The organism is Desulfosporosinus paludis, from assembly GCF_045689965.1.
GTDB lineage: Bacteria > Bacillota > Desulfitobacteriia > Desulfitobacteriales > Desulfitobacteriaceae > Desulfosporosinus > Desulfosporosinus paludis.
In genome coordinates this window covers 4,570,197-4,594,525 of record NZ_CP144211.1, presented here as the reverse complement: position 1 = coordinate 4,594,525, position 24,329 = coordinate 4,570,197, and the positions used below count along the sequence as shown (strand labels likewise).

The 24,329-nt window shown below is 42.0% G+C and carries 23 protein-coding genes and 1 tRNA gene; 3 read left to right on the top strand and 21 right to left on the bottom strand.

Annotated features, from left to right (window positions below; translation table 11 throughout):
- Positions 1-20: 20 nt before the first annotated feature.
- From VZF35_RS22845 to VZF35_RS22820, 6 genes are all read right to left on the bottom strand, one after another.
- Positions 21-1,922, bottom strand: a complete 1,902-nt coding sequence (locus tag VZF35_RS22845; RefSeq protein ID WP_407308720.1) for a PrkA family serine protein kinase — start codon at positions 1,920-1,922, stop codon at positions 21-23.
- Between the two features lie 164 nt (positions 1,923-2,086).
- Positions 2,087-2,302 (bottom strand): hypothetical protein, encoded by a 216-nt coding sequence (locus tag VZF35_RS22840; RefSeq protein ID WP_407308719.1) that lies wholly within the window; start codon positions 2,300-2,302, stop codon positions 2,087-2,089.
- 254 nt (positions 2,303-2,556) lie between these two features.
- A complete protein-coding gene (gene glnA / locus VZF35_RS22835) occupies positions 2,557-3,885 on the bottom strand; it encodes a type I glutamate--ammonia ligase (protein WP_407308718.1) in 1,329 nt (442 codons plus the stop codon).
- A 240-nt stretch (positions 3,886-4,125) separates the two neighbouring features.
- Complete coding sequence (cobO, locus tag VZF35_RS22830) at positions 4,126-4,659, bottom strand: cob(I)yrinic acid a,c-diamide adenosyltransferase (RefSeq protein WP_407308717.1); 534 nt, start codon at positions 4,657-4,659, stop codon at positions 4,126-4,128.
- A complete protein-coding gene (locus VZF35_RS22825) occupies positions 4,659-5,189 on the bottom strand; it encodes a hypothetical protein (protein WP_407308716.1) in 531 nt (176 codons plus the stop codon). Before VZF35_RS22825 ends, cobO begins: the two co-directional genes overlap by 1 nt.
- A gap of 103 nt (positions 5,190-5,292) precedes the next feature.
- Positions 5,293-6,564, bottom strand: coding sequence for a tetratricopeptide repeat protein (locus VZF35_RS22820; RefSeq protein WP_407308715.1), 1,272 nt, complete (start codon positions 6,562-6,564; stop codon positions 5,293-5,295).
- Between the two features lie 567 nt (positions 6,565-7,131).
- Here VZF35_RS22820 and VZF35_RS22815 point away from each other — a divergent pair.
- On the top strand, positions 7,132-7,935 hold the full coding sequence (locus tag VZF35_RS22815; RefSeq protein ID WP_407308714.1) for a polysaccharide deacetylase family protein: 804 nt from the start codon (positions 7,132-7,134) through the stop codon (positions 7,933-7,935).
- A gap of 53 nt (positions 7,936-7,988) precedes the next feature.
- Here VZF35_RS22815 and VZF35_RS22810 read toward each other — a convergent pair whose 3' ends face one another.
- Positions 7,989-8,858, bottom strand: a complete 870-nt coding sequence (locus VZF35_RS22810) for a YitT family protein (protein ID WP_407308713.1) — start codon at positions 8,856-8,858, stop codon at positions 7,989-7,991.
- Between the two features lie 152 nt (positions 8,859-9,010).
- Here VZF35_RS22810 and VZF35_RS22805 point away from each other — a divergent pair.
- Positions 9,011-9,086: transfer RNA gene (locus tag VZF35_RS22805), tRNA-Arg, on the top strand.
- Positions 9,087-9,253: 167 nt separating this feature from the next.
- Here the strand turns inward: VZF35_RS22805 and VZF35_RS22800 are convergent.
- The 3 genes from VZF35_RS22800 to VZF35_RS22790 form a co-directional block, all read right to left on the bottom strand.
- On the bottom strand, positions 9,254-9,940 hold the full coding sequence (locus VZF35_RS22800; RefSeq protein WP_407308712.1) for a dTMP kinase: 687 nt from the start codon (positions 9,938-9,940) through the stop codon (positions 9,254-9,256).
- A gap of 195 nt (positions 9,941-10,135) precedes the next feature.
- A complete protein-coding gene (gene spo0A / locus VZF35_RS22795) occupies positions 10,136-10,933 on the bottom strand; it encodes a sporulation transcription factor Spo0A (RefSeq protein WP_407308711.1) in 798 nt (265 codons plus the stop codon).
- A gap of 281 nt (positions 10,934-11,214) precedes the next feature.
- Positions 11,215-11,733 carry a GNAT family N-acetyltransferase gene (locus tag VZF35_RS22790; RefSeq protein WP_407308710.1) on the bottom strand — a complete coding sequence of 173 codons (519 nt, stop codon included), beginning with the start codon at positions 11,731-11,733 and terminating at the stop codon, positions 11,215-11,217.
- 133 nt (positions 11,734-11,866) lie between these two features.
- Here VZF35_RS22790 and VZF35_RS22785 point away from each other — a divergent pair, with 133 nt between their 5' ends.
- Entirely contained in the window at positions 11,867-12,055 is a 189-nt protein-coding gene (locus VZF35_RS22785; RefSeq protein WP_407308709.1) for a ferredoxin, read from the top strand.
- Positions 12,056-12,142: 87 nt separating this feature from the next.
- Here the strand turns inward: VZF35_RS22785 and VZF35_RS22780 are convergent, their stop codons facing one another.
- The 11 genes from VZF35_RS22780 to VZF35_RS22730 form a co-directional block, all read right to left on the bottom strand.
- Complete coding sequence (locus VZF35_RS22780) at positions 12,143-13,027, bottom strand: DUF1858 domain-containing protein (RefSeq protein ID WP_407308708.1); 885 nt, start codon at positions 13,025-13,027, stop codon at positions 12,143-12,145.
- 9 nt (positions 13,028-13,036) lie between these two features.
- Entirely contained in the window at positions 13,037-13,183 is a 147-nt protein-coding gene (locus VZF35_RS22775) for a hypothetical protein (RefSeq protein WP_407308707.1), read from the bottom strand.
- 376 nt (positions 13,184-13,559) lie between these two features.
- Entirely contained in the window at positions 13,560-14,543 is a 984-nt protein-coding gene (locus VZF35_RS22770) for an ABC transporter ATP-binding protein (RefSeq protein ID WP_407308706.1), read from the bottom strand.
- Entirely contained in the window at positions 14,540-15,562 is a 1,023-nt protein-coding gene (locus VZF35_RS22765) for an ABC transporter ATP-binding protein (RefSeq protein ID WP_407308705.1), read from the bottom strand. Before VZF35_RS22765 ends, VZF35_RS22770 begins: the two co-directional genes overlap by 4 nt.
- 12 nt (positions 15,563-15,574) lie before the next feature.
- Positions 15,575-16,486, bottom strand: coding sequence for an ABC transporter permease (locus tag VZF35_RS22760; protein ID WP_407308704.1), 912 nt, complete (start codon positions 16,484-16,486; stop codon positions 15,575-15,577).
- A gap of 2 nt (positions 16,487-16,488) precedes the next feature.
- The gene (locus VZF35_RS22755) at positions 16,489-17,421 is read right to left on the bottom strand and encodes an ABC transporter permease (protein WP_407308703.1); all 933 of its coding nucleotides are present in this window, start codon (positions 17,419-17,421) and stop codon (positions 16,489-16,491) included.
- Positions 17,422-17,537: 116 nt separating this feature from the next.
- Positions 17,538-19,160 carry an ABC transporter substrate-binding protein gene (locus tag VZF35_RS22750; protein WP_407308702.1) on the bottom strand — a complete coding sequence of 541 codons (1,623 nt, stop codon included), beginning with the start codon at positions 19,158-19,160 and terminating at the stop codon, positions 17,538-17,540.
- 333 nt (positions 19,161-19,493) lie between these two features.
- On the bottom strand, positions 19,494-19,952 hold the full coding sequence (locus VZF35_RS22745; RefSeq protein ID WP_407308701.1) for a hypothetical protein: 459 nt from the start codon (positions 19,950-19,952) through the stop codon (positions 19,494-19,496).
- 204 nt (positions 19,953-20,156) lie between these two features.
- Positions 20,157-20,507 carry a recombinase gene (locus tag VZF35_RS22740; protein ID WP_407308700.1) on the bottom strand — a complete coding sequence of 117 codons (351 nt, stop codon included), beginning with the start codon at positions 20,505-20,507 and terminating at the stop codon, positions 20,157-20,159.
- A gap of 151 nt (positions 20,508-20,658) precedes the next feature.
- Complete coding sequence (gene pssA, locus VZF35_RS22735) at positions 20,659-21,198, bottom strand: CDP-diacylglycerol--serine O-phosphatidyltransferase (RefSeq protein ID WP_407308699.1); 540 nt, start codon at positions 21,196-21,198, stop codon at positions 20,659-20,661.
- Between the two features lie 124 nt (positions 21,199-21,322).
- Positions 21,323-24,100 carry a helicase C-terminal domain-containing protein gene (locus VZF35_RS22730; RefSeq protein ID WP_407308698.1) on the bottom strand — a complete coding sequence of 926 codons (2,778 nt, stop codon included), beginning with the start codon at positions 24,098-24,100 and terminating at the stop codon, positions 21,323-21,325.
- Positions 24,101-24,329: the final 229 nt, after the last annotated feature.

Sequence of the window (24,329 nt, the reverse complement as noted above, 5' to 3'; positions counted from 1 at the left end):
CTTCATCCCCCCTATTTTCTCTAGCGGTTAAGGAGGGCCCCTACATATTTGACAATCTCATTAGCACAGATCGGGCAATATCCATGCTCATTGACAAGACGGTCCATGACATTATTAATTCTCCTAAGTTGTTCTTGATCAGGATGTTCCACAGACGTGGTAATTTTAACAATGTCTTTAAGGTCTGCAAATAATTTTTTCTCGATCGCCTCTTTCAGACGCTCATGAGACTCATAGTTAAAGGTTTTCCCTTTACGGGCGTACATAGATATCCGAATTAAGATTTCCTCGCGAAACGTTTTCTTAGCATTCTCAGATACTCCAACATGCTCCTCAATACTGCGCATTAATTGCTCATCTGGAGGTAATTCCTCACCGGTGATAGGGTCCATCAGCTTGGTAGAATTGCAAAAGGCTTCGACGTTATCGAGATAATTATTCAAAAGAGATTTCGCTGATTCCTCATAAGCGTAAACGAAGGCCTTCTGAACCTCTTTCTTAGCCATTTCATCGTATTCACGACGTGCTACTGAGATTAGATTTAATAGATTTTCCTTTTCCTCCTTCATGATTGACGTATGCTGAGATAAACCGTCTTTAAGAGCTCTCAGGATATCTAAAGCGTTAATGCAAGCATGTTCATCGCGAATTAGAGCAGTAGAAATTCGATTAATCACATAGCGTGGATCAACCCCGCTCATCCCTTCACCTTGCTCTTCACCCTCAATCATTAACTCTTTTAAATCTTTTTGATTAAATCCTTCAACATCTTCCCCGTCATAAATTCTCATTTTCTTGACCAGGTCCATGCCTTGCTTTTTGGAAGGTTTTAAACGGGACAGAACTCCAAAAACTGAAGTGGCCCAGAGACTATGGGGGGCAATATGGACATTCCGAATATCACTCTGACTAATTAATTTTTCATAAATTTTAATTTCATCACTAACCCGGAGGTTATAGGGAACATGCATGACGATAATCCTTGATTGTAAGGCTTCATTTTTCTTGTTGGCGACAAAGGTCCGGTACTCATTCTCATTAGTATGAGCGATGACTAATTCATCGGCAGATATTAGAGCGAACCTCCCAGCTTTGAAATTTCCTTCTTGGGATAAACTTAAAAGATTCCAAAGAAATTTCTCGTCAGATTTCAGCATTTCTTGAAATTCCATTAAACCCCTATTCGCCTTATTTAGTTCACCGTCAAAACGATAGGCACGAGGATCAGATTCTGATCCATATTCTGTAATCGAGGAAAAGTCAATGCTTCCTGTCAAGTCAGCGATATCCTGTGATTTTGGATCTGAAGGAGTAAATGTTCCAATTCCTACTCTTTGTTCTTCAGAAAAGATAATTCGTTTTACAGGAAAACGCTCAACTTCTCCATAAAATTCTTCATCTAGACGTAAACGACAAACCGGACAGAGATTTCCTTCAATTCGAATACCATATTCCTTTTCAAATTGTGGCCGTAGCGACATCGGCAACAGATGCAGAGGGTCCTCATGCATTGGACACCCTTCAATAGCGTAAACCGCACCATCTTCAGTTCTCGTAAATTCCTCTAATCCGCGTTTCAATAAACTTACAATCGTTGACTTTCCACCACTTACAGGTCCCATTAATAAGAGAATCCGTTTACGAACATCTAACCGTTTCGCTGCACTATGGAAATATTCCTCAATGAGACGCTCCAACGTTTTATCTAGCCCGAAAAGTTCCTTGTCAAAGAAGTGATACTTTTTTTGGTCTCCGTTGGTTTCAACTCCGGCTGCTTTGATCATAGCATAAATTCGTGCATGAGCATGCAGAGCTAAATTCGGATTTTTAATAACCATTTGCAAATAATCTGCAAACGTTCCCTTCCATTCTAATGAAGCCTCTATTTCGCGATATTCGCGCAACCACTTGATGACTTCCATGATAGCCCTCCCTTCTCTACATCAGCCAGGTTTAACAAAGTATAGTTCTAGTATATGCCTTGTCGCCCTAGATAAGGCATATACTAAAATTTCTTTATGCCTGAAAATTAAAGAACACCCCTAAAGAGTGTTCTGCTGCAGACTATATTTGATTAACTTTAAACTTATTCAAGCTTATCCAGATCCCAAGGATCATAGGCAAATTCACCTGGTAAAATATCTAAACGGGCTACAATAAACTCTCCAACCTCATCTCGATCTATCCGAACAACCGTCCCCAAGCAACGATTGCTCGTCGTGACTCGATCCCCAACTTTAAACTTTTGTTGAGTTCGAAAGGAAGAGCCCAGTACGGAATCACGATTCAACGCAAATATCATGATATCCCCTCCTTTTATGTATATTGCTATTGTGTTAATTTATATTAACATAGTTCTGAGATTTAATCTAGGACAATTTAGAATATTGAAAATCTTATTTGGATACTTTATACTTCAGTATATTCTTTGTTATGTAAATTGTTTCACAAATGCATTGAGATTCTCTATCAGGATTATGAATCATGAAGGTACTATATTCTATAAGATCCGCACTACATCAAATGTAATGCGGACCTTTTCTTTACGGTAAAGTTTTAATAGAGCTCCAGATAACGATCTAATTCCCAGCGTGTAACTGTTACACGAAAACTATCCCATTCCTCCGTTTTGGCCTCAAGAAAGCGATGATAGATGTGATCTCCGAGCGCCTCCTGAATAACCGGCGCTTTTGCTAACTCATCCAAAGCCTCTTTTAAATTTCCGGGCAGCGAGGCAATATTATGTTTGGCACGTTCTTCATTCGTCATCGCGTAGATATTTAAGTCAACTGCAGGCGGAGGAGTGAGCTTATTCTTAATTCCATCTAAACCAGCTTTTAATTGAACCGCAAGAGCCAAGTATGGGTTACACGACGGGTCAGGACTCCTTAATTCAATACGGGTCGAAGAACCTCTTTTGGCAGGTATCCTAATCAGTGGGCTTCTGTTTCGTCCAGACCAAGCTATATAACAAGGTGCTTCGTATCCTGGAACTAATCGTTTATAAGAATTGATCGTCGGATTGGTAACTGCTGTAAAAGAATGAGCGTGTTTCATTAGGCCGGCGATATATTGATAAGCAATCTCTGAAAGCTCCAGAGGATCGCTCGGATCGTAAAACACATTTTTGCCTGCTCTAAAAAGGGATTGATTGCTGTGCATTCCTGAACCATTAATGCCGAAGATCGGTTTAGGCATAAATGTGGCATGCAGGCCATGATGCTGAGCTATCGTACGAACAACGAACCGGAATGTAGCAATTTTATCCGCAATATCCAAAGCATCAGAATATTTGAAGTCGATTTCGTGTTGTCCGGGAGCTACCTCATGATGTGAGGCTTCGATTTCATATCCCATTTGTTCCAGGGTTAAAACCATATCACGACGAGCGTTCTCTCCCAAATCGACAGGGGTTAAGTCGAAATAGCCGGCCTTGTCATGGGTAATTGTGGTCGGACGCCCTTCTGGATCTGTATGGAAAAGAAAAAATTCTAATTCCGGACCAACATTTAATGTGTAGCCAAGCTCAGCGGCTTCTTTCAAAACATTTTTCAGCGCGCTTCGCGGACACCCCCCAAAAGAAGTCCCATCGGGATTGTAAACATCACAAATAAGACGGGCAACTCCACCTTCTTTGGGACGCCAAGGAAACACCACAAAGGTATTAGGATCTGGCCTTAAATACATATCGGATTCTTCAATACGGGCAAATCCCTCAATCGAAGAACCATCAAACATTAGCTGACCATCTAAAGCTTTTTCCAATTGTTCAATAGTTATGGCAACATTTTTAAGTATTCCAAAGATGTCTGTAAATTGTAAACGAATAAACTTAACCCCTTTTTCCTGAGCTTCCCGGAGGACGTCATCTTTGGTCAACATCATAGCAAATCTCTCCTTTCAAGTTTCCGAAATAAAGAAAACTTGGCTGGCGCCAAGCCTTAGCGCAGGCGACTTCCTAGTTGCACTTATGCTGTAGAAAGTATTTAACGAAGTTATACTTTCTGACAGTACGATAAACGCCCATGCATTAACCCTATTTGGTTGTGCATGGACGACCTTGTCCTTAATCTTAAATTCTAGTATACTCAGTGTCCAGAGTATTTACAATGCTTTAGGGCTACTTTAATATTCAATCCCTTTTCGAGCCATGATTCCTTGTTCAAAGGGATGCTTTTTTTGAACCATTTCTGTCACCAAATCTGCTTTTTCTATGATTCGCTCTGAGGCATTGCGGCCCGTTAACACTAGCTCGACATGAGATGGTTTTGAATCCAGCAAGTCTAAGATGTCAGGTTCCGGTAAAAGCTCAAACCAAAGCGCATTGAGAATTTCATCGAGAATGACTATATCCCATTTCCCTGAGGTAATAATCTCTCGAGCCCGTTTAAAGGCCTTTTGGGCTTCAAGGATATGCTCTTCCTCTTGAAGACCTTTGTGAACCCACCCTTTACCCCCGTAGCTTTCGAGCTGACATTCAGGGAAGAGACGCTTTAGCCCCTCCAATTCTCCGTAATCAGCGCTGCCCTTCATGAATTGAATCATGTAGACCTTAAAACCATGACCGATGGCCCGAATTGTGAGCCCCAAAGCGGCAGTTGTTTTTCCTTTGCCATTTCCTGTATACACCTGAATTAATCCTTTGTCAATATTTGACATCATAACACCTTCCGTATCCATGTTTCGAGTTGTGGATGTACGTAGACAACATTAGGAGACTTGAGGATTTCCGGAAACCTCTCTAGGGTCTGCTGATTAAACGGAATAGAAAAAAATAATTTAATTGAGGACTTCTCGTCTGTGGCTCGCAATTCTACCTTATCCGGATAGAAATAGTAAGAGTAGCTTCCATCCCGCCATTTAACTTCAACATCCCCAAGTTTTACTCGTATAATACCAAACTCCTCGATTTTGACATAGTCGACACTAGCAAACGGCTGCCTCAAATATTCCGCTTCTAAAGCGACCTGTCCAACCTTAAACTGTGACTCCAAGAGTTGTTCAATGATTAATCGAGCTGGGATGGAAATGTCTTCGAAAACCCTTCGCTCACTTAGCAGCTCGTCAAAAAGCTGCTCAAATTTTCGGACGTGAATTGAGCGAACCTTTTGCACTTTCCTCAAGGCTTTTTCAAAGTTATGGTAAACATCTTCCAAACATTCGAGGAGTATCGAATCTTCCTCACGCATAGATTCCCCTCCATCCTATCTCGCTTATTAGTGAGAGTATTATACCTCTATTTTATCTGAACTGTCACAATTTATAAAGTCACTTTGCGAAATTTGGCAAGAATTAGTACACTGACCTTTTGCGACGAATGTGCTTCGATACTTTTTGAACCCTAGCTTCAATCCAACCTGTCGTAATTTGAGCATCACGTCCCATTTCCAAGACTCTCCAATAACACTCTAAAGCATTTCTATAGTTACGCCGTTCCTCATAGAATTCTGCCAACCTGATTAGGGCCTCTATAGGAAAACCCCCAAGCATTTTGGCCTGAGTTTCAATCTCTTCTTTACTTTCCCGAGACTCCTCACCGCTCTTCCGAGATTCTTTTAAAACAACCAAGGCTTCACAGACTTCCCCTATATGGAGCTCATCTCCCAAAGATTCATAAAGGCTCAATGCTTTTAGATAATATAGCTCTGCCTTCGAATAATCCATCGTGAGAAGTAATAAGTTTGCCATGCTTTGATAGCGCAGTGCCAACTCGATATCCTGTTCCGGATAAAATCGGATGGACAATTCTAAGTAATATTTCGCCTCCTCTAGTAAATCTAAGGACTGTTCGATTCTACTCAAGAAAAAACAGCTTTCACTGAGGACATGTTTCGTATCAAATTTTAAGCAGAGCGCGACAGCTCTTTGCTGACACTCAAAGGCGAGACGCATTTTATTTTGCTCAAAATACATTAAGGCGAGATATTGGAGGGCATTCGTTAAAGCAACAATATCCGAAATTCCAATAAATACCTGACAGGCTTGCTGTAAACTTTTAGTTGCTTCTTCCTTTTTCTTTTGCCGAAAACACAATTCTCCAATGAGTACATCCAATTCACCCTCACCTTTAAGGAAACCATTCGCGCGGCAAATTTTCTGAGCCTCTGAATAAGCATCCTGGGCTCTATTCCACTCAGCAAGTGTCGCGTAAACTTGACCGAGATCAGCATATAACATACCCAGCCTTAACGGTGGAGATGTCGTTGGATAAATAGTGATTGCTTGTTCATATTCATGACTGGCAACTTTGAACTTTCCCCTTTTCACTGAAACGCTGGCTAAACCGGCCCACGCTTCAGACATACCTTTAGCATTCTGGACTTCTTGACAAATAAGAAGAGCCGATTGAAACCCTTCTTCAGCTAATTCAAGATACCCTAAGCGAACTCTCACAGTCGCTAATAGTCGTAATGTAAACGCTGTAAGCTCAGGAACCGAAAATTGATGGGCTAAGAGAAGGGCCTGGGAATAATATTTTTCTGCGTTTCTATATTGTTCCTCTCCAAGGCATTGAGTACCATCTTCCATCAGGTTCCGCCAGATGGATAATTCTCTTTCGTACATATTATCCCCTCCATGTCTGTTCCATAATATGCACGATTCAATTTATTGGGTATCAAAGCGTAAGAATTAAGGCTCAAAGGAACTTTAGAACGAACAAGCTTGTAACCTAGACATAAAAGTCGAAATATGATAATCTCTATGTAGAAGGGGGTGTTTAGACCTTGAATACTTATCGCCCATCTCAGTCTTCTAATTACTGGACGGTTGCAATCAAGCTTCTCATACTCGTTCTAGGTCTCTTTCTTTCCGCGGTAATCTTGGGTAAAGTTTTTACATGGCTATTCGCTATCGCTTTTTTCCTAATACGTATTATGGTAATTATTACCACTTCCTTCATTGTACTCCATTTGTTTCTTAAATTGCTGTTTAAAATGGATTTGTTTCGAGCAGTATTTGGTACACGTTTATTTAAACGCTAGATAAGCGCTAAATAAAACGTGATAAATGCTATCGTTAATTAAAGAGTGAATTTTTTTATTAGAACGCCTACTTAAAGGCGTTTTTTTGTTTTTTACCTCATGATCTGGGTTTCAAACGAATATCTTTAACCCAAAGGAGGAATTCCAAATGCGAATAATAATTTTCAAACGTCCATCATGGCGTAACCTTGCCCTTTGGGGAATCCTACTGCTGGTCTTGATCAGCTACCGCGAGAATGTAACTTCTGTTTTCTCCGGCAAGCTAAAACCTATTTACTCGGCAACTGTTAACACACAAGCAATTGGTCTAACCTTTGATATCAGTTGGGGAGAAAAAACAGCAGAACCGATTCTAGATATTCTTAAACGCGAAGGAATTCATGCGACTTTTTTTCTTTCAAGTCCTTGGGCGGAAAAACATCAAGCCTTAGTTCAGCGAATGGTTAAAGAAGGCCATGAAATCGGCTCTCACGGAAACCGCCATATCGATCTCAACACCTTGGGAGCTGGCGAAATCGAGAATGAGATCTCCACATCTCAACAGGTTTTGGAGCGAGTCTCCGGCCAAAAAGTACGATTAATTCGCGCACCAAACGGAGCCTATGACAATAAGGTAATTTCTGTCGCTAATAAACTCGGATATCGTGTTATACAATGGAGCGTCGATTCTCTTGACTGGAAACGTCCTGGTCCTGATGCCGTGGTCAATAATGTCCTCAATGGAATACGCTCAGGAGGAGGGGCCAAAGCAGGAGACATCATTCTCTTCCATGCTTCAGACTCTGCACCGGACACGATTCAAGCTTTACCCACAGTTATTGAACGTCTTAAGCTTAAAGGATACACGCTTATGCCTGTGGGAAAACTACTATCCGAAGCCAGCGGAACTTGGCCTCCAGAAAGTAAACTTACGAACAACTCCGCTGTTCCATCTAGTAAGACCAGTAATTAAGTTCATGATCAACCATTTAAAACGATAGGGACATTAATTTAGCGCTTGTTAAATTAATGTCCCTTCCAATTTGAAAAGCCTTCCCCAACAACCTCGGGGACCTCGGAAATGGCTACAAAAGCCAAAGGATCTTGCACTCGGACAATCTCTTTGATCTGGGACAATTCTGTCCGGCTAATAACACAATAAACGACTTGTTTAGCATCTCCTGAATAAGCGCCGGTCGCCTGAAAAAGAGTCACCCCCCGTTCTAGCTTAGCCATAATCTCATTAGCAATTTCCTGAGGCCTTACGGTCACAACCATTACCGACTTTGAATGGCTCAAACCTTCCTGAACCAAATCGACAACTCGAGTTGCTATAAACATATAGATCATGGCATACATCGCCACTTCAGGCTTAAATAACAGAGCTGCTACTAGAAAAATAACCGCATCAATACCAAGCAAAATTTGTCCGACGCTAAAAGGAGTTGTTCTGGCAAACAGGACCGCTAAAATATCTGTCCCGCCGAGTGAACCTCTTGAGCGAAAGATAATACCCATCCCGATTCCGGAAAGAACTCCGCCGGAGATAGACGCCAGCAAGATATCGTGGGTTAAAGGCGGCAAATGTGAGGTTAATGAGAGAGTTGCCGAAAGAATTCCGACACCGAGGACACTAAACAACAAGAAATTGCGCCCAACCAACTTAAGACCTAAGATAAATAATGGTAAGTTTAATGCTATAATCATCCAGCTAACTGGCCATTTAAAAAGATAGTGCAGAATAATTGCGATACCTGTAACCCCACCGTCAGCAATTTGATTGGGGATAATTAATGTATTAATACTGATACTCACAATTGAGGAACCAAGTATTATTCCCAAGAGGTGTTTTAAAAACTGCCAAGAAAGCCTAGCCTTCAAATCTCGCCATTGCAAACGAATTCCCTCATTTCTCCATTGTATCCGAGTTGTTATCCTTGTTGCATTATACTGCAGAGTCTTCAAGGAGACAACTTGTGGTCATGCTGGATAATTTTAGCCTTGACAATCTATTACTAATTGAGTAAAGTAAAGAAGTGTCCTCTTATGCGCTCGTAGCTCAGTGGATAGAGTGACGGTTTCCGAAGCCGGAGGTCGCAGGTTCAAATCCCGCCGGGCGCACCAAATATGTATCTGGGAAGTCGATTGCGAATGCAGTTGGCTTCTTTTTGTTTTTAGTTTCACTTTGTGGAATACTTTTTTACCTGGGGTTCGTTTGCATCTCACACGAGCTAATAACTCAATACATATGTTAAGCCACAACAACAAAAGTTGTGGCTTTATCGTTTATATTATCGAGGCTTATCCTCAATTAACTTGATCACTGTTTTATAAATATCTGCATGAATTTCTTCTATACTTCTAAGTTGATCATTATGCACGCACTCGACGATCTTCCACCCGTTTTCTGTTCTGATCTCGCAGGCATTAATATAGGAACGCTCCAGATATTCATAGTTATTTTCATGGATATCCTTTTCTGAGCTCCCCGTTTTATTAAGGCGACTATTTATTAACGTTTGACTAAAGCTGGGATGCATATCAAGGAAAATAACACAGTCCGGAACCGGGAGCTTGAATTTTTCAAATTCCAAATCCGTAAGCCAATTTAGATAGGCTTTTCGCTCTTCTTTGTTGTTTATTTTGGCTGCCTGATGCACCATATTTGAAGTAGTATAGCGATCTGCCAAGATTATCCCGCCTTGTTGGTAAAAACTCTCCCATCCTTTCTTATAGGATGCATACCTATCCACAGTATAGAACGCAGAAGCAGCGTATGGATTAACATCAGCGGGATCTGTCCCAAAATCCCCATTTAAATACATCTTTATCAGGGCAGAGGAATCACTTTCATAATCGGGAAATTCGATTTTTTTCACATTATAATTCTCCGCCTTAAGTCTGTCGTAAAGCAATTTGGTTTGAGTTGCTTTTCCACAACCATCCCCTGCCTCTATAACGATAAGCTTCCCCCTCAAAGAAAAGCACCTCCTTCTTCTAAATTAGATCTTCACTCAACCTATATTACACTTCCTCGTCCCTAGGATTCAAGTAATAATGTTACAAAATTCTCCTCAAGTTCTATTATTAGACGAAATGCCTACAACTTCTCTAACGCTTAGAAAAGTTGTAGGCATTTCGAACATCCGTGCAGAGTTAAGTAAGTTATTTATTTAGCTGACTTTACTCATAACTCTTAATTTGTCGGCTAAAAGAGCAATGAACTCTGAGTTTGTTGGTTTCTGACGCTCTATGTTCATGGAATAACCGAAAATTCGTTTAAGAGTGTCCGTATGTCCGCGTTCCCAAGCTAATTCTATAGCATGGCGAATTCCTCGTTCCACCCGGCTAGGTGCTGTATCAAATTTTTTGGCGATTCCCGGGTAAAGTTCCTTGGTAACTGCCCCTAACAGAGAAACATCTTCGACAACCATTAAAATAGCGTCGCGAATATATTGATACCCTTTCACGTGAGCGGGAATACCAATTTGATGCATCATTGTGGTGACCTCTACGCTCAAATTAAGACCGCTGCCAACTGTGGTCACCACAGGAGAGGATGTGTTAAACTGGGCAGGAGCAGCAGTCGGCATATCTTGAGTCAGGGAACGAATTCGCTTACTCAAGATATCTAAATCAAAGGGTTTAAGAATAAAATAGTCTACTCCAAGCAGCATGGCCTGATGGGTTAGAGACTCTTGACCAAAGGCAGTCAACATAATGATCTTGGGGCGGACCATTGATGTTCGACTATTAACGCGCTCTAGAACCCCGAGCCCATCTAAATTAGGCATAACCAAGTCTAAAATAATCAAATCCGGTTCCTGAGTCTGAATAAGTTCCCAAGCTTCTAAACCGTTATTGGCAACACCAACAATAACTACATCTTCCTGACTCTGAAGATAGTTCTGTAGCATTTGACATAAATTACGGTTATCATCCGCGACAATTATTTTTATTTTCTTACCCATTCGACCATCATCCCGCCTTAAAAGTATTCCGGTTTAAACCTTTTGTCTGTGGAAACTCCGGTGCCCTTATTATACGTTATGGGCAATGTCGAAATCGCAAATAATAAGGCAACTTTATTAAGTAGTTCAAGTTGGAGAAAGGCTGATAGGCAAAGGATTTTTGGGTATTATTGGTATTTTTTTTGACGCAAAATATCCCTGTATTTTCCAAGAGAAGGAAATAACATCTTTCGAGAACGAAATAATGTGAACAATAGCGAGATTGCTCACATGAAATTGACTCAAACCTTCGTAATCGGACGTATAATTTTTTGAACGGATATAACATCGAGCCATTGCCCAAATTTAATTCCTACTTCGCGATAATGACCGACCTGTACAAATCCATGTTTCTCCGCTAAACATAAACTGGCTTTATTCGTACCTGTAATTAGACCTATCAAAGAATGATATTCCAATGTTTCGGCGCATTGGCAGAGATGTCTAAGGAGCAAATCCCCAATCCCCTTTCCCTGAAATTCAGGAGCAATGTAAATCGAGAATTCTCCTGTTGGACGATAAGCAGGTCTGGGATGAAACGGAGAAATACTCCCCCAACCTAAGACCATATCTTGATCCATAGCGACAAATAAGGGATAGATGGAACGTTGGTGATCAGTGAACCATTGTTCGTTCTGATCAATCGTCCGCTCTTCAAGGTCAAATGTTGCTACAGAGTTCAAAACAGCCCAATTATATATCCTCCTTAATCGTTCCAGATCCTGTCTTTCAGCCTTGCGTATTATAACTTTCGTACACACCTTTAAATGACTCCTCTCTTTAAATGAAATGCTTCGTGAAAACTACTAAGAAATTCTCTTTATTTAAATTATCGTGAATAGACAACTTTTACAAGGGCAGAATATCTTTAGATTAGGTGAAGGAGGGTACATAATGTTTGCTGAAGTCGATAAAGATACTTGCATTGGGTGTGGAGCTTGTCCTGAATTCTGTCCAGAAGTCTTCAAGATGGAAGATGATGGCCTAGCAACAGCTTATACTAACCCAGTTCCCAGTGAAGTAGAAGATGCCGCTAAAGAAGCTGAAGAAGGCTGTCCGGTCGATGCTATATCTGTAAAATAGCAGCATTATTGTAGGATTAAGTTTAAATGGTTTAAAGGCAAATAAGATAGTAAAAGCGGATGGTGAACATCCGCTTTTACTATCTTATCAAACTATTATTTGTTTTTCAGCGTATTCGCGAAGACCATCTAAACCTATTCGATCGAGTAGTCGGCCTATTCTCTCTTGAGGCTTCGCATTTTCCTTGTAGTAGTTGATTACAGCATCTACTGCCGGCATAATCTGTTCTCTTTGGAGGTTTTCTAAAAGGATGTTACCTTGTCTCGGTTTAACACCACCATTACCTCCAACATAGAGATGATAACCCTTACTTGTCCCCATCAGGCCAAGATCCACTGAAGCAGCATCTGTACACTTATTCGGACAGCCAGCAACCCCAATTTTAAATTTAGAAGGTAATTCTAAACCATGATAACGTTTATCAATTTCCATTCCTAAAGCTAAGGTTTCTTGCAGTCCACGTTTACAGAATGTATCACCCGGACAGACTTTCACACTCCTCACGCACAATCCAACAGCATGACCTGGGTCCATCCCCAGGTCTTCCCATACCTTGGGAACATCTTCCGGTTGTAAACCAACAATAGCTATCCGTTGCGCTGAAGTAACTTTTAAAGCTTGGGCATGATATTTTTCCGCGACATCGGCGATTTTGCGCAATATATCCGGGGTAACAACTCCAGCCGGAATATGAGGAGCTATTGAATACGTCTTCTTATCCATTTGGAGAATAGAACCCGCCGGTTGAGCTTTGGCCGCTGCCTCAGGAGAGATCTCTCCTTGTTCCACGGCATTAACTTTTTCTAACAATAGGTTAGGATCGAGTTGATGCATTTGAGCAGCATTGGCAAGGGTTTCATTGACTGAAAAAGCACAGCCTAGACAATGTAGCCCCAATTCCTGCATTGCCTCCGCAGTCTTCGGGTTAGCGGTCATAATATCTTTTAACTTCATATCGAGTGTAAAGCGCATATCCTTCTCCTAACCATGTATGAGCATTGGCAAGCAATGCGTACAAACATGCTTTTCTTCACCCTGATGGACATATGTCAAGATAGGCGTTAATTCACTGGTTGTTCCACACTGATCGCACTCAAGCTCTGGAGCTTGTTTTTTAACGTTTTCCATTATCATTGCCTCCTTCTTTATGATCCTAGTCTAACATGCTAACCTCGGGGGCAGTGTGACTTAACACACATTTTTCGTGTGCATTTCAGCACCCCTTAATCTGATCAATTAATCTTCAGTTTAAACGGATTGCATAGAAACTATTCAGCAACTAAAGAAACTCGGCTTGTGCCCGAAGACAATGTCTTCGCACTTGTTGGCTTGCGAGTTCAGAAGCCGTCAGTTGCACTGATACTGAACATTTAACGAAGTCAATTTTCTGACAATACTAAAAAAGAATACCAGACAATCATTGTCCGGTATTCTGACTCTATAGGCTTACTTCATATTTGACGCCTAGACGGCATCAATTCAGGCAATCCAAATTACCTCTAACTTATTTATTGCTATAAAGATGACAGGCTACAAAGTGCTCGTTGCCCATATCTACCATTTCCGGCGTCTGAGAAGCACAAATATCCATAGCCTTAGGGCAGCGCGTGCGGAAATAACAGCCGCTAGGCGGATCGATTGGGCTTGGTACACCACCTTGCAAAACAATACGCTGCCTGGTGCGTTCTACCTCAGGATCTGGGATTGGAATCGCGCTCAATAGGGCCTGAGTGTAAGGGTGCAAAGGTGACTCGTAAAGCTTAAAGCTCTCCGTGAGTTCCACTATTTTACCCAAATACATGACCGCAATACGGTGGGAGATATGCTTAACCATCGAAAGATCATGGGCGATAAAGAGATAGGTTAGACCCAATCGATCTTGTAAATCCTCAAGCATATTAACAATCTGAGCCTGGATAGAAACGTCCAAAGCAGAAATCGGCTCATCACAAATAATAATTTCCGGATCAACAGCAAGGGCTCTGGCAATACCGATACGTTGTCTTTGTCCCCCGGAAAATTCATGGGGGAAACGATTAGCGTGCTCGGAATTCAGACCCACTGTTTCTAACAATCCGTAAATTCGATCTGTACGTTTCTGCCCTTGGGCCAGATGATGAATATCCAATGGTTCACCGATAATGTCACCGACAGTCATACGAGGGTTTAAGGAGGCATAGGGATCCTGAAAGATCATCTGTATACGCCGACGCATTATCAGCATATCTTGACTATTCAACTCAAACAAATTCTTTCCACCAAGGATGGCCTTGCCTGAAGTGGGCTCATAAAGCCGCGTAATTGTTCTGCCAACCGTTGATTTACCGCAGCCGCTCTCACCAACTAACCCCAAGGTTTCCCCGCGTTTTAGCTTGAAAGAGATACCGTTGACAGCATGAACCTTAGAACTGTTGCGTGAAAAAAGCCCTTGCTGGATCGGGAAATGTTTGACTAGGTCTGAAACCTCAAGAATGACTTCATCCTTCATACAACTACCTCCTGTTGCGCACCCGAAACACGGGTCACCTTCGGAGCTCGCGGATCTTTTAACCAGCATGCAACTTTGTGACTTGTGGACTGTTCAGTATAAGCAGGTGGTTGTTCGAGGCAAATATTCATCGCGTGGGGACATCTGGCCGAAAAACCACAGCCTCGCGGAGGATTCAGCAAATCCGGCGGAGAACCTTTGATTGGAATTAATTTTCCACGGCTTTTAGCATCCAAACGCGGGACGCTGTTCAGCAAGCCCCAGGTATAGGGATGCTGTGGATTATTGAAGAGCTCTGAGACAAGTCCGCTTTCGACAACCTTGCCGCCATACATGACAACAATTCTTGAACAAAGACCGGCAACAACCCCTAGATCATGGGTTATCAAGATAATGGAAGTATTAATCTTCTCTTTGAGGTCTCTCATCAGTTCAAGGATCTGAGCCTGAATTGTAACATCCAAAGCCGTTGTTGGTTCATCCGCAATAAGCAACTTTGGGTTGCAAAGCAAGGACATAGCAATCATGACCCTTTGTCTCATACCTCCAGAAAACTCATGCGGATATTGATGAAGGCGTCGCCCAGCATTGGGAATTCCTACCATTTCCAAATATTTTTCAGAACGGGCTAAGGCTTCCTGTTTGCTAATTCCTTCGTGGCGCTGCAGGACTTCTGTCATTTGACGTCCAACCGTTAGGACAGGGTTAAGACTCGTCATGGGGTCTTGAAAGATCATACTAATTTCCTTACCCCGAATATTCTGCATCTCTTTTTCTGAAATCTTTACTAAATCTTTACCCATAAAATGGATATGCCCATTTTTTATTTTTCCGGGCGGGTTGGGAATCAGACGCATTATGGACTGAACAGTTACAGATTTGCCGCAGCCCGATTCACCGACTATACCTATTGCTTCTCCTTCATCTACATGAAAACTTACTCCGGAGACAGACTGTACTTCTCCGGCGTACGTAAAGAAAGAGGTGCTGAGGTTTTCTACTTCTAGTAAAGTTGCCACAGTAATTCCTCCTTACTTACGCATTTTCGGGTCGAAAGCATCTCGCAACCCGTCGCCGACAAAGTTAAATGCCAGCATTAATATAGCAATCAAAACTGCCGGGAAGAACAAAGCAAAGGGATAGGCCGGAATATCCACACGGCCTTCGGCAGCCATATAACCAAGGCTGACGAGTGGCGGCTGAATCCCTAATCCGATGAAACTTAGAAACGCTTCCATGAAGATTGCTGCCGGTACCTGTAAAGCGGCCACAACGATGATCTGACCAATACTATTAGGCAACAGATGCTTCATTAAAATCCTGCGGGTACTTGCTCCTAAAGTCCGAGCTGCCAGAACAAATTCTTGCTCTCTTAGAGCCAGAATTTGCCCTCTCACGATCCGAGCCATGGGTACCCAGTTCACTAAGCCAAGTACGATAAAAATATTTTTCAAGCCTGCGCCGAGGGTAACCATTAACAAGATAACATACAACAGATCAGGAATACTGAAGATGATGTCGATCAGCCTCTGCATAAAATTATCAATTCTGCCACCGAAATATCCAGAAATTCCTCCATAGAAGATCCCGATGGTAAGATTGATCAGCACCGAGCCAAAACCAATAACGAGAGAGATCCTTGTTCCATACATCGTTCTCGTCAAGATATCGCGACCTAATTCATCCGTACCAAAGGGGTGAGCCCAACTAGGTGGTATCAACGTTGCATGAAGATCGTTAGAGTAATAGTTAAAGTGGCTAAGGAACGGCCCAAGGAGAGCGTACAAGATGATCAGGATAAGCACAAACAACCCGCCCATAGCCAACGGATTCATGCGGAATCGGCGCCGGGCGTCTTGCCACAAGGTCGTACTTGGGCGGTTAATGACTTCAGCTTTGGCAGTTTGTTGTACTGGTGAAAAAGGCTCTGCTTGTATACTCATGTTCAGGCCCCCTTTTGTCCGGTAAGTTTGATGCGGGGGTCAACAATTGTATAGGCAATGTCTACCAGCAAATTGAAGACAACCAGCAGAGTGGCAAAGAGAATTGTCGTTCCCATGATCACGGGGTAATCACGAGCCGTAATACTGGAGACAAAGAATTGACCAATACCAGGAATATTGAAAACATATTCCACCACAAAATTACCAGTTAAGATATATGCAAAAAATGGCCCAAAAAATGTCAGTAAGGGAATCAAGGCGTTTCTCATGGCGTGACGAGTCACGATCAGATAACCAGGCAACCCTTTTGACTTAGCGGTCCTGATGTAATCCTGGTTCAGCACGTCCAGCATGCTTGTCCTAGTCAAGCGTGTGATCTGAGCCACCGGGTAAGCACTTAAGGCAATGGCCGGCAAGAAAACATTTTTAAGTTCACCCCAGCCAATGGGGGGGAAAAGGTGAAGTTTGAAACCGACGTAGTATTGCAAAAAAGTCGCAATCACAAAGCTCGGGACCGAAACTCCGATGGTCGCCAAAAATGTGGCAACATAATCGACAGCTTTATTTTGCCTTAAAGCAGCGGCAACACCCATACCAGTTCCGCAAACCAAAGCCAAAATTGTGGCCATCAAACCTAAGGTTGCAGTTCTTGGCAAACCTTCTTTGAACAAGTCATTAACAGTTCGCCCTTGATACCTAAACGTTGGGCCAAAATCAAAATGAGCAACATTTTTTAAATAATCTGTGTATTGTTTGATCAAAGGATCATTTAAGTGATAACGAGCATTAATATTCGCCATAACCTGCGGTGGCAAAACCTTTTCTGAAGAAAATGGGCCGCCAGGAATTGAGTGCATTAAAAAAAACGTCAGGGTAATAACCAGCCAGACTACAAAAATCGCCGCAATAATTCGCCCTAACAAATACCGTACCATAACCTTCCCCCTTAATTCGACCTAATAGAAAAATTTTAGCACAACATGCAGGCATAGTTAAGAGACAAGTTTTGGAAACTTGCCCCTTAACTTTCGTGCTTAAACTTTATGATTTTTTATTGTACTGTGGCATTCTTGAAGTCGAAGAAACCAAGCGGGGAAACTATGACACCTTTGATATTGTCTTTTAACACATAGTTTTGTACGTAGAAATAAATCGGCATAACAGGCATTTCAGTCATGAGGATTTTCTCAGCATCGTGCATAGCCTGCATACGTACAGTTTGATCAGCACTCTTCTTAGCTGTGTCGATATCTTTGTCATAAGCAGCGTTGGACCAACCAGTTTGGTTATTGCCGCCATTCGTTACAAACTCATCCAAAAAGGTCATCGGATCAACGTAGTCACCAATCCAGCCAGCACGAGCTATATCATACTGTAAACCTTGCTCACTTTGTTGATAAACCGCCCATTCTTGACCTTGGAGTTTAACAGTGATGCCAAGGTTCTTTTGCCAGTAATCCTGAATTGCTTGAGCAGGTAGTTGGTGAGTACCGTTGGTATTGTAAAGGATTGTTAAACTTGGGAAATTTTTACCATCAGGATAACCTGCATCGGCAAGAAGTTGTTTAGCCTTTGCAATGTCTTCCTTGAAGAAATTTCCTCCAGTAGTACGGAAATCTTTACCTGGGGTAGCGTCAGGAACCGCACCGGGTACGAAAGCGAAGGCCGGGGTTTGGCCGCCTTTAAAGACATTGTCAATAAGATCTTGACGATCTAGAGCTATAGCCAAAGCTTGGCGCACACGAGGATCATTAAGGGGTTTTTTGGTGGTATTGAAGCGATAGAAATAGGTACCCAGCATCGGAGCTTGTTTTAAGGTGCCATCTTTTTTGAAGCGTACGATATCTTCAGGAACGAGGTTATCGTGTCCGTCCAATTGTCCAGCTTCAAAGGCAGTGGTTGCTGCTTTGCCGTCTTCAACGAGATTGAAATCCAATTCGGTTAATTTTACGTTGGCAGCATCGTAATAGTTAGGGTTTTTCACCAAAACCATCTTGTCATTGTGGCTCCAGGTCTTCACCATGAACGGGCCGTTGCTGACAAAGGTTGCCGCATCTGTATTCCAGTTCTTATTCGCTTGGGCATTCTTTTGATCCACAGGGAAATATGTGGGGAAAGCCAAGAGGGATTTAAAATATGGACACGGAGCCTCCAAGGTGACTTCCAGTGTCTTCGGATCTACCGCATTAATGCCGACATCTTCGGCTTTAGCCTTTTTGGAGTTATAAGCTTCAGCATTTTTGATATAGTACAATTGGTAAGCATACTCAGCAGCAGCAGCCGGATCAAGGGCATGCATCCAAGAAGCTTTGAAATCAGATGCAGTCAGCGGATCTCCGTTGCTGAATTTTGTGTCTTTCAATTTGATCGTGTATTTCAAACCGTCGGGGGAAACCTCAACACTGTCAGCAACAGCCAACTGGGGGACATTATCTTTGTCCAGACGCATGATGCCTTCAAACATAGCCATTTCCATGATAGCCTCAGGAATACCATTTGACATTTGAGGATCGAGAGTTTTCGGTTCGCCGCCTGGGGCAAAACTCATTTTCATTTCCTTGGCAGCAGAAGTTCCTCCGCTACCACTGTTGCTGGCAGTGCCACAGCCCGTTAGGACTAACCCTAAAATAAGGGTTATAGCGACTACTGCCGTAAGACTTCTGTTTTTTCTCACTTTCCTTAGCCCTCCTTAATAATTTAGAGAATCCCGAATTAGCATTAGTATTCTACATTTTCATTAAATTACCTGCATGTATACAAAAAACTTTTACGCATTTTTGAATAGTTCTTCATTTTGTTTGATCCGTAATTTCCGAGGTATTCTATTAATAAGTTTAGTTAAAGAATCACAACGATGTGTTCTGGAAATTTCAGAATCGGTTTTTTCTGGTCGGAGAATTTTTCAGTCATCATGGCAAAAAAATAGAACACGCTACCCAAAGCTGGGAAAGACCGTGTTCTTAATCCATGCAATTTTCAAATTGGTAACCGATAACTTCTAGATTAGTCAAGAGGGCACCGCGGGATAATTTATTCTCTTAAATTGTTGAATACGCCACCCATTTTCAGTGGATTTTAAGCTCATTAAATACGTAACATTTTGTGCTTTTTGAATCGCTGATGACCAATAGACTCGCACAATGATTCCTTGGGTACTGGGCAGATCAGAATTCAAGAACTCAACTTTTTGCAAAGATAACAACGGGTCTTTATTCAGCGTAACCTCCCAGGCTTTGAACTCTTGATCATCCAAAGATCCCTCTGGTAACATCAGGAGTTCTTTGGCAAGATCAGTTTGACGCAAATCCATAAGCGACCAGAAATGCTGAATCGTTGTCCTTGAATCTTTTTGATAATGAGGATCTGCCATTGTTGTAATTACAGTTTGAGGAGTTTGAAAGGTAATAATGGTAACTAAACAAACGATCGATAAACCCAAGATCCATACATAACGACTGTGACGCATAGTTTCCCTCCCTTGCTTGTCTCTACTACCATTCTAGGAGGGAAATGTCCTTTTCATTCCACTTTAACCAAAAACTTTTCGTAATACATTAAGTACAAACTCTGGCAATCGTACATAGTAAATTCTCATTAAAGTTTCCTCCTCCATTTTTGATTCTAAACACACCTAATGGTAATGTATGCTTACAAGGCTGCGAATGCCAAGCTAAACCGCCTGGTAATTCTTGACTGCTTCTTCGAGTTGAGCGACCAGCTGACGTTCTTCCTCAGTATTCGCTGTGAAATATAGGCGGCCAATGATGCCGGTAATGACTTTGAGAACATCTTCTAATACTAAGGATTCTTTCATTGCCAATTGAGCGCTTGTTTCAATAAGGGCGATTCCAAATTGATGTCCTACCCCATCTTTCACCATCCGTGTGCAGCTTTTTCCAAGCAAACGCATGACCAAAGAAGCTTCTTGAACATCAAGCTGGCGTACTACATCGATCGTCGTCGTTAGACCTTGAACCATACGCAATCCCACATTATTCCAACTAACATGTTGACTATCCATTAAATGCTTCCTCCTTAGTGTTCACAGTCCTGTGCCATACTATATGCCAGACCCTCTTAAGGGGTGCAAAAACGAGCAGGAAAGGCTATTCTTTCCTGCTCGTTTTTGCAAATTATTTATAAAATTAAGCAATAATTCCGGAAGGCGAGCTCTATTTGCCAAGCTTAGGGACTTTAAACGTAGAAACCATTAGAAAAGCAAGAATCACCATACTCAATGGATAGACATACCACGGCAGCATGCTGCGCAGAAACATTAATAAGGCCATGAAACCCCCAGCAAACGTAATAGGAACTCCGACGAAATAGGTTGTGATGTTAAGCATATTAAAACGTGCTAAACGAACTGCTCCACATAAGGCAAAAACCACTGCAATCCCCAAGCCGATATACTTCATAGATTCAGGCTGAAGCGGTTGGAGAGTGGCTTGATACGTTAGGATAGCCGGAGCAACACCGAAAGAGACTAGGTCACTTAGCGAGTCAAGCTCTTTGCCGAAATCTGAACTTACTGAAAGTCTGCGAGCAACTTTACCATCTAAACTATCCATGAGTACAGAGAGTAAAATCATGGCTGAGGCTAAATCAAAATTTCCCTCCAGCACCCATACTAAGGCAAGAAAACCGAAGAGCAGATTTGCCAAAGTAAACATGCTCGGGATCATTCGAGCGGGAATCGGTCTTCCACTCATTCTTTACTCACTCTCCCTATAACCCAACCATCGCATGAAATGGGATATTGTTTCACCGAAAAAGTAACCTCCTCTCGATTTTCTCTAGTTTACCATTTTTATGACGATTATTAAAGCACCTATATCAGATCAATTCCCTAAACTTCCAATCATTAATTTTCTGGAAAAGTTGTCTATCATCCGCCCTATAATGAGTTTGGATGGGTAAAGAGCTTAGAAAATACCGACCGTAATATTTGCCTATGACCCGATCATCCAGCAAAATTACGAATCCTCGATCCTCTTTCGACCGGATTAGCCGCCCAAATCCTTGTTTGAAACGGATAACTGCTTCTGGCAAAAGAAACTCTCGGAAAGGATCACGCCCTTGAGATTTCAAGAATTCTGAACGAGCTTCGATTAAAGGGAGTGAAGGAGGCCAGAACGGTAATTTAACTAAAATAACACAGGACAGCGTCTCACCAGGAATGTCAATTCCCTCCCAAAAACTATTAGCTCCCAGTAAGACACTTTTAGGATTTCTTTTAAAAGCTTCCAGTAATGTAGTTCGTTCTCCTTGGACCCCTTGGGCTAACGTATCTATATTAATCTTTGTCAAGCGAGGCTTTAAATCCGCGTAGGTCTCTCGTAATAATTTGTGTGCTGTAAACAAGACCAAAGTGCGCCCTTGCATGCGCTCGGCAACGTTGAAGATCAATTCAGATAAAGCTCCGACTCTTTCCTCATCAGAACGGGCAGAGTTGATACCTTTGTTCAGGATAAAAAATCGCATCTGGGCATCAAAATTAAAGGGAGAATCTACCACGGCCGTTTTTGTTGTTAATGGCAAGCCGATATCTTGAAGAAAATGGTTAAATGAATTGGCAATACTTAACGTTGCAGAGGTTAAAATGACCGTATTAAGGCGTGAAAATATTTTTTCCTTTAAAATTTCATTCACTTCAAGGGGAGAAGATTTCAAGTAAAGCCGCGAACTTCGTTCTAACCAAGTTACTTGTTTGGGATCAGTAACGTTAATCGCCAGGACAAGAGTATCTTGAATTTCTTGCAGTTCTCTTTGATGAGTGTTGATAACATACCTTAGCTCTTCAACTTCATCAGCCTCTTCTCCGCTTAAAGCACTCGTTAAGCTTTGTAAGACGGTGACTAGGGATTTAAGGCGTCCTAATAAATTTTCAAATTGAATAACAAGTGGTCCCCACCAAGGAAGATTTGTATGACTGGCAACAAAACGGAAGGTACGATCTAATCCTAGAAGATCCTCTAATAACTGAAACAGTTCTTTCGCTTGTTCTAATACTTTAAGACACAGCTCCGGAATATTATCCAGACGCTGAGCGAATGTGTCCCAGGGGACTGCGGGAACACTAAAGCGAAGCGGCTCTACTCGAAGTTTTGTTGTTCCGTAAAAGTTTGCTCCGGACTGCCGATAAATAGTATCAATAGTCCGCGAGAGCGCCTCGAAACATAGTTCGGAGCCTAAATTTTGAAGTGCCGTTTGGTATATCTGATGAGCCTCATCGATCACTAATTGATGATATTCCGGCAAAACATTATAATCTGTCTTCAGATCTGAAAACAATAACGAATGATTTACGATTAAGACATCTGCTTCTTCGGCCTTTTTACGTGCTCTAAGCAGAAAACAGACCCCTGATTTCGAACATTTGCTTGGATTGCACAACTCATTATCCGCACTTAAGCTCGGCCAGACCGCCATTAACCCCGGCACTTTGGAAAGCTCCTGGATATCCCCTGTTTGTGTTTCTCTCAGCCAGATCAAGGTACTTAAAACTGCAAGTTTTTGCTCTTGGCTGACAATTTCATGAGGATTCGTCAAGCAGCTAAGCCATCGTTTCAGACAACAATAATTACCTTTGCCTTTCAAAACTGAGGTGCGAAACGAAAAAGGAAGAGCTTTGTCAAGCATCGGGATATCTTTTTTCTGCAGCTGCTCTTGAAGAGGTATTGTGTGGGTGGCAACAACAACCTTTCGTCCAGTTTTTCGAGCATACCATAAACTTGGGATTAAATAGGCAAAGGACTTTCCCGTCCCTGTCCCAGCCTCAACAACAATATGCTGAGCAGATGTGAGACCTTCAGCAATAAGCTGAGCCATTTTTGTCTGACCACGGCGGCATTCATACCCTGGCAAGGATTGTTCAAGAATTCCTCCTTCAGAAAAGCTTTCGATGACCCAATTTATGGAATCCGGTATTTTCTGAGCTGAAGTTTGTCCCTGAACAAATAACCCTTCGGACAATGCTGAAAGAACGAGATCCGTCTGAATTCGGCGGTCCGGAAATTGACGTATTATTTCCCGGCGTAAATCATCAAAAAAACTTTTTCCCGACCAGCCTTCCAGAAAACCCTGAGCCTGATCGAAGAAACTAAGATCGAATCCCAAACCTTTGTTTTGACAAGCTTCGAAAAGCTTCCAGGTTAAGTAGGCTTTTCGCTCCGAGAGATGAACACTCGGTTCTTCCTCACCGACTAGATTAAGTTTCTCGGTCAAATAGGACAACTGATAATGATGCATCGTCGGAAATAAAATTTGAGCCAATTCCTGCGTATCCCAAGATGTATACCGAAAGGATGTACCTAATATTCTCTCTAATATTTGCAGATAGGATGCACCCTGATGACTAACCAAAACAGCATCCTCAAAAAAATCTAATATTTCTTGACGATGCTCTAAATACCGTAATGCACAAATTGAATCTTCGGCTAGTATACTGGAATGGGCTTCTATTTTGTAAGCTTGTTCTGGGCGTACAAGAAAGAAACATGATTTTTGAAATTGTCCATCATGTATTCGCAGGGCGGCGAATTCTAAGATATCTTCCTCCTTGCCCTCAAGAAACGTCGTCACCATAGTTAAAAAAACGATGTCTTTGCGCAATACCGTTGACCCCTCTCTTGAGCCATTGTACCCAATCCTGAGGAAGGAAGCAACGAAAAAGCAGGATTTATGGATTGAGCAGCGAATAATAGTATTGAGAAATCAGAAGATATGTGTAGACAATCTTGTTTAAGGAAGAAGGCTACCCCATTGTTGTTGAGACGAACATTTTCAACATTGGCACTCAGCTTAATTGTTTTATGCTCAAGTTTGTTCCTTGGCGGATGCT

Coding starts and splice junctions, on each gene's coding strand:
- cobO (WP_407308717.1), bottom strand. CDS start 4,659: ATGTCAAATATTGACAAAGGATTAATTCAGGTGTATACAGGAAATGGC.
- VZF35_RS22760 (WP_407308704.1), bottom strand. CDS start 16,486: ATGAGTATACAAGCAGAGCCTTTTTCACCAGTACAACAAACTGCCAAA.
- glnA (WP_407308718.1), bottom strand. CDS start 3,885: ATGATGTTGACCAAAGATGACGTCCTCCGGGAAGCTCAGGAAAAAGGG.
- VZF35_RS22785 (WP_407308709.1), top strand. CDS start 11,867: ATGTTTGCTGAAGTCGATAAAGATACTTGCATTGGGTGTGGAGCTTGT.
- VZF35_RS22740 (WP_407308700.1), bottom strand. CDS start 20,507: ATGGATAGTCAACATGTTAGTTGGAATAATGTGGGATTGCGTATGGTT.
- VZF35_RS22820 (WP_407308715.1), bottom strand. CDS start 6,564: ATGTACGAAAGAGAATTATCCATCTGGCGGAACCTGATGGAAGATGGT.
- VZF35_RS22845 (WP_407308720.1), bottom strand. CDS start 1,922: ATGGAAGTCATCAAGTGGTTGCGCGAATATCGCGAAATAGAGGCTTCA.
- VZF35_RS22815 (WP_407308714.1), top strand. CDS start 7,132: ATGCGAATAATAATTTTCAAACGTCCATCATGGCGTAACCTTGCCCTT.
- VZF35_RS22825 (WP_407308716.1), bottom strand. CDS start 5,189: ATGCGTGAGGAAGATTCGATACTCCTCGAATGTTTGGAAGATGTTTAC.
- pssA (WP_407308699.1), bottom strand. CDS start 21,198: ATGAGTGGAAGACCGATTCCCGCTCGAATGATCCCGAGCATGTTTACT.
- VZF35_RS22780 (WP_407308708.1), bottom strand. CDS start 13,027: ATGCGCTTTACACTCGATATGAAGTTAAAAGATATTATGACCGCTAAC.
- VZF35_RS22745 (WP_407308701.1), bottom strand. CDS start 19,952: ATGCGTCACAGTCGTTATGTATGGATCTTGGGTTTATCGATCGTTTGT.
- VZF35_RS22840 (WP_407308719.1), bottom strand. CDS start 2,302: ATGATATTTGCGTTGAATCGTGATTCCGTACTGGGCTCTTCCTTTCGA.
- VZF35_RS22770 (WP_407308706.1), bottom strand. CDS start 14,543: ATGAAGGATGAAGTCATTCTTGAGGTTTCAGACCTAGTCAAACATTTC.
- spo0A (WP_407308711.1), bottom strand. CDS start 10,933: ATGGGTAAGAAAATAAAAATAATTGTCGCGGATGATAACCGTAATTTA.
- VZF35_RS22755 (WP_407308703.1), bottom strand. CDS start 17,421: ATGGTACGGTATTTGTTAGGGCGAATTATTGCGGCGATTTTTGTAGTC.
- VZF35_RS22775 (WP_407308707.1), bottom strand. CDS start 13,183: ATGGAAAACGTTAAAAAACAAGCTCCAGAGCTTGAGTGCGATCAGTGT.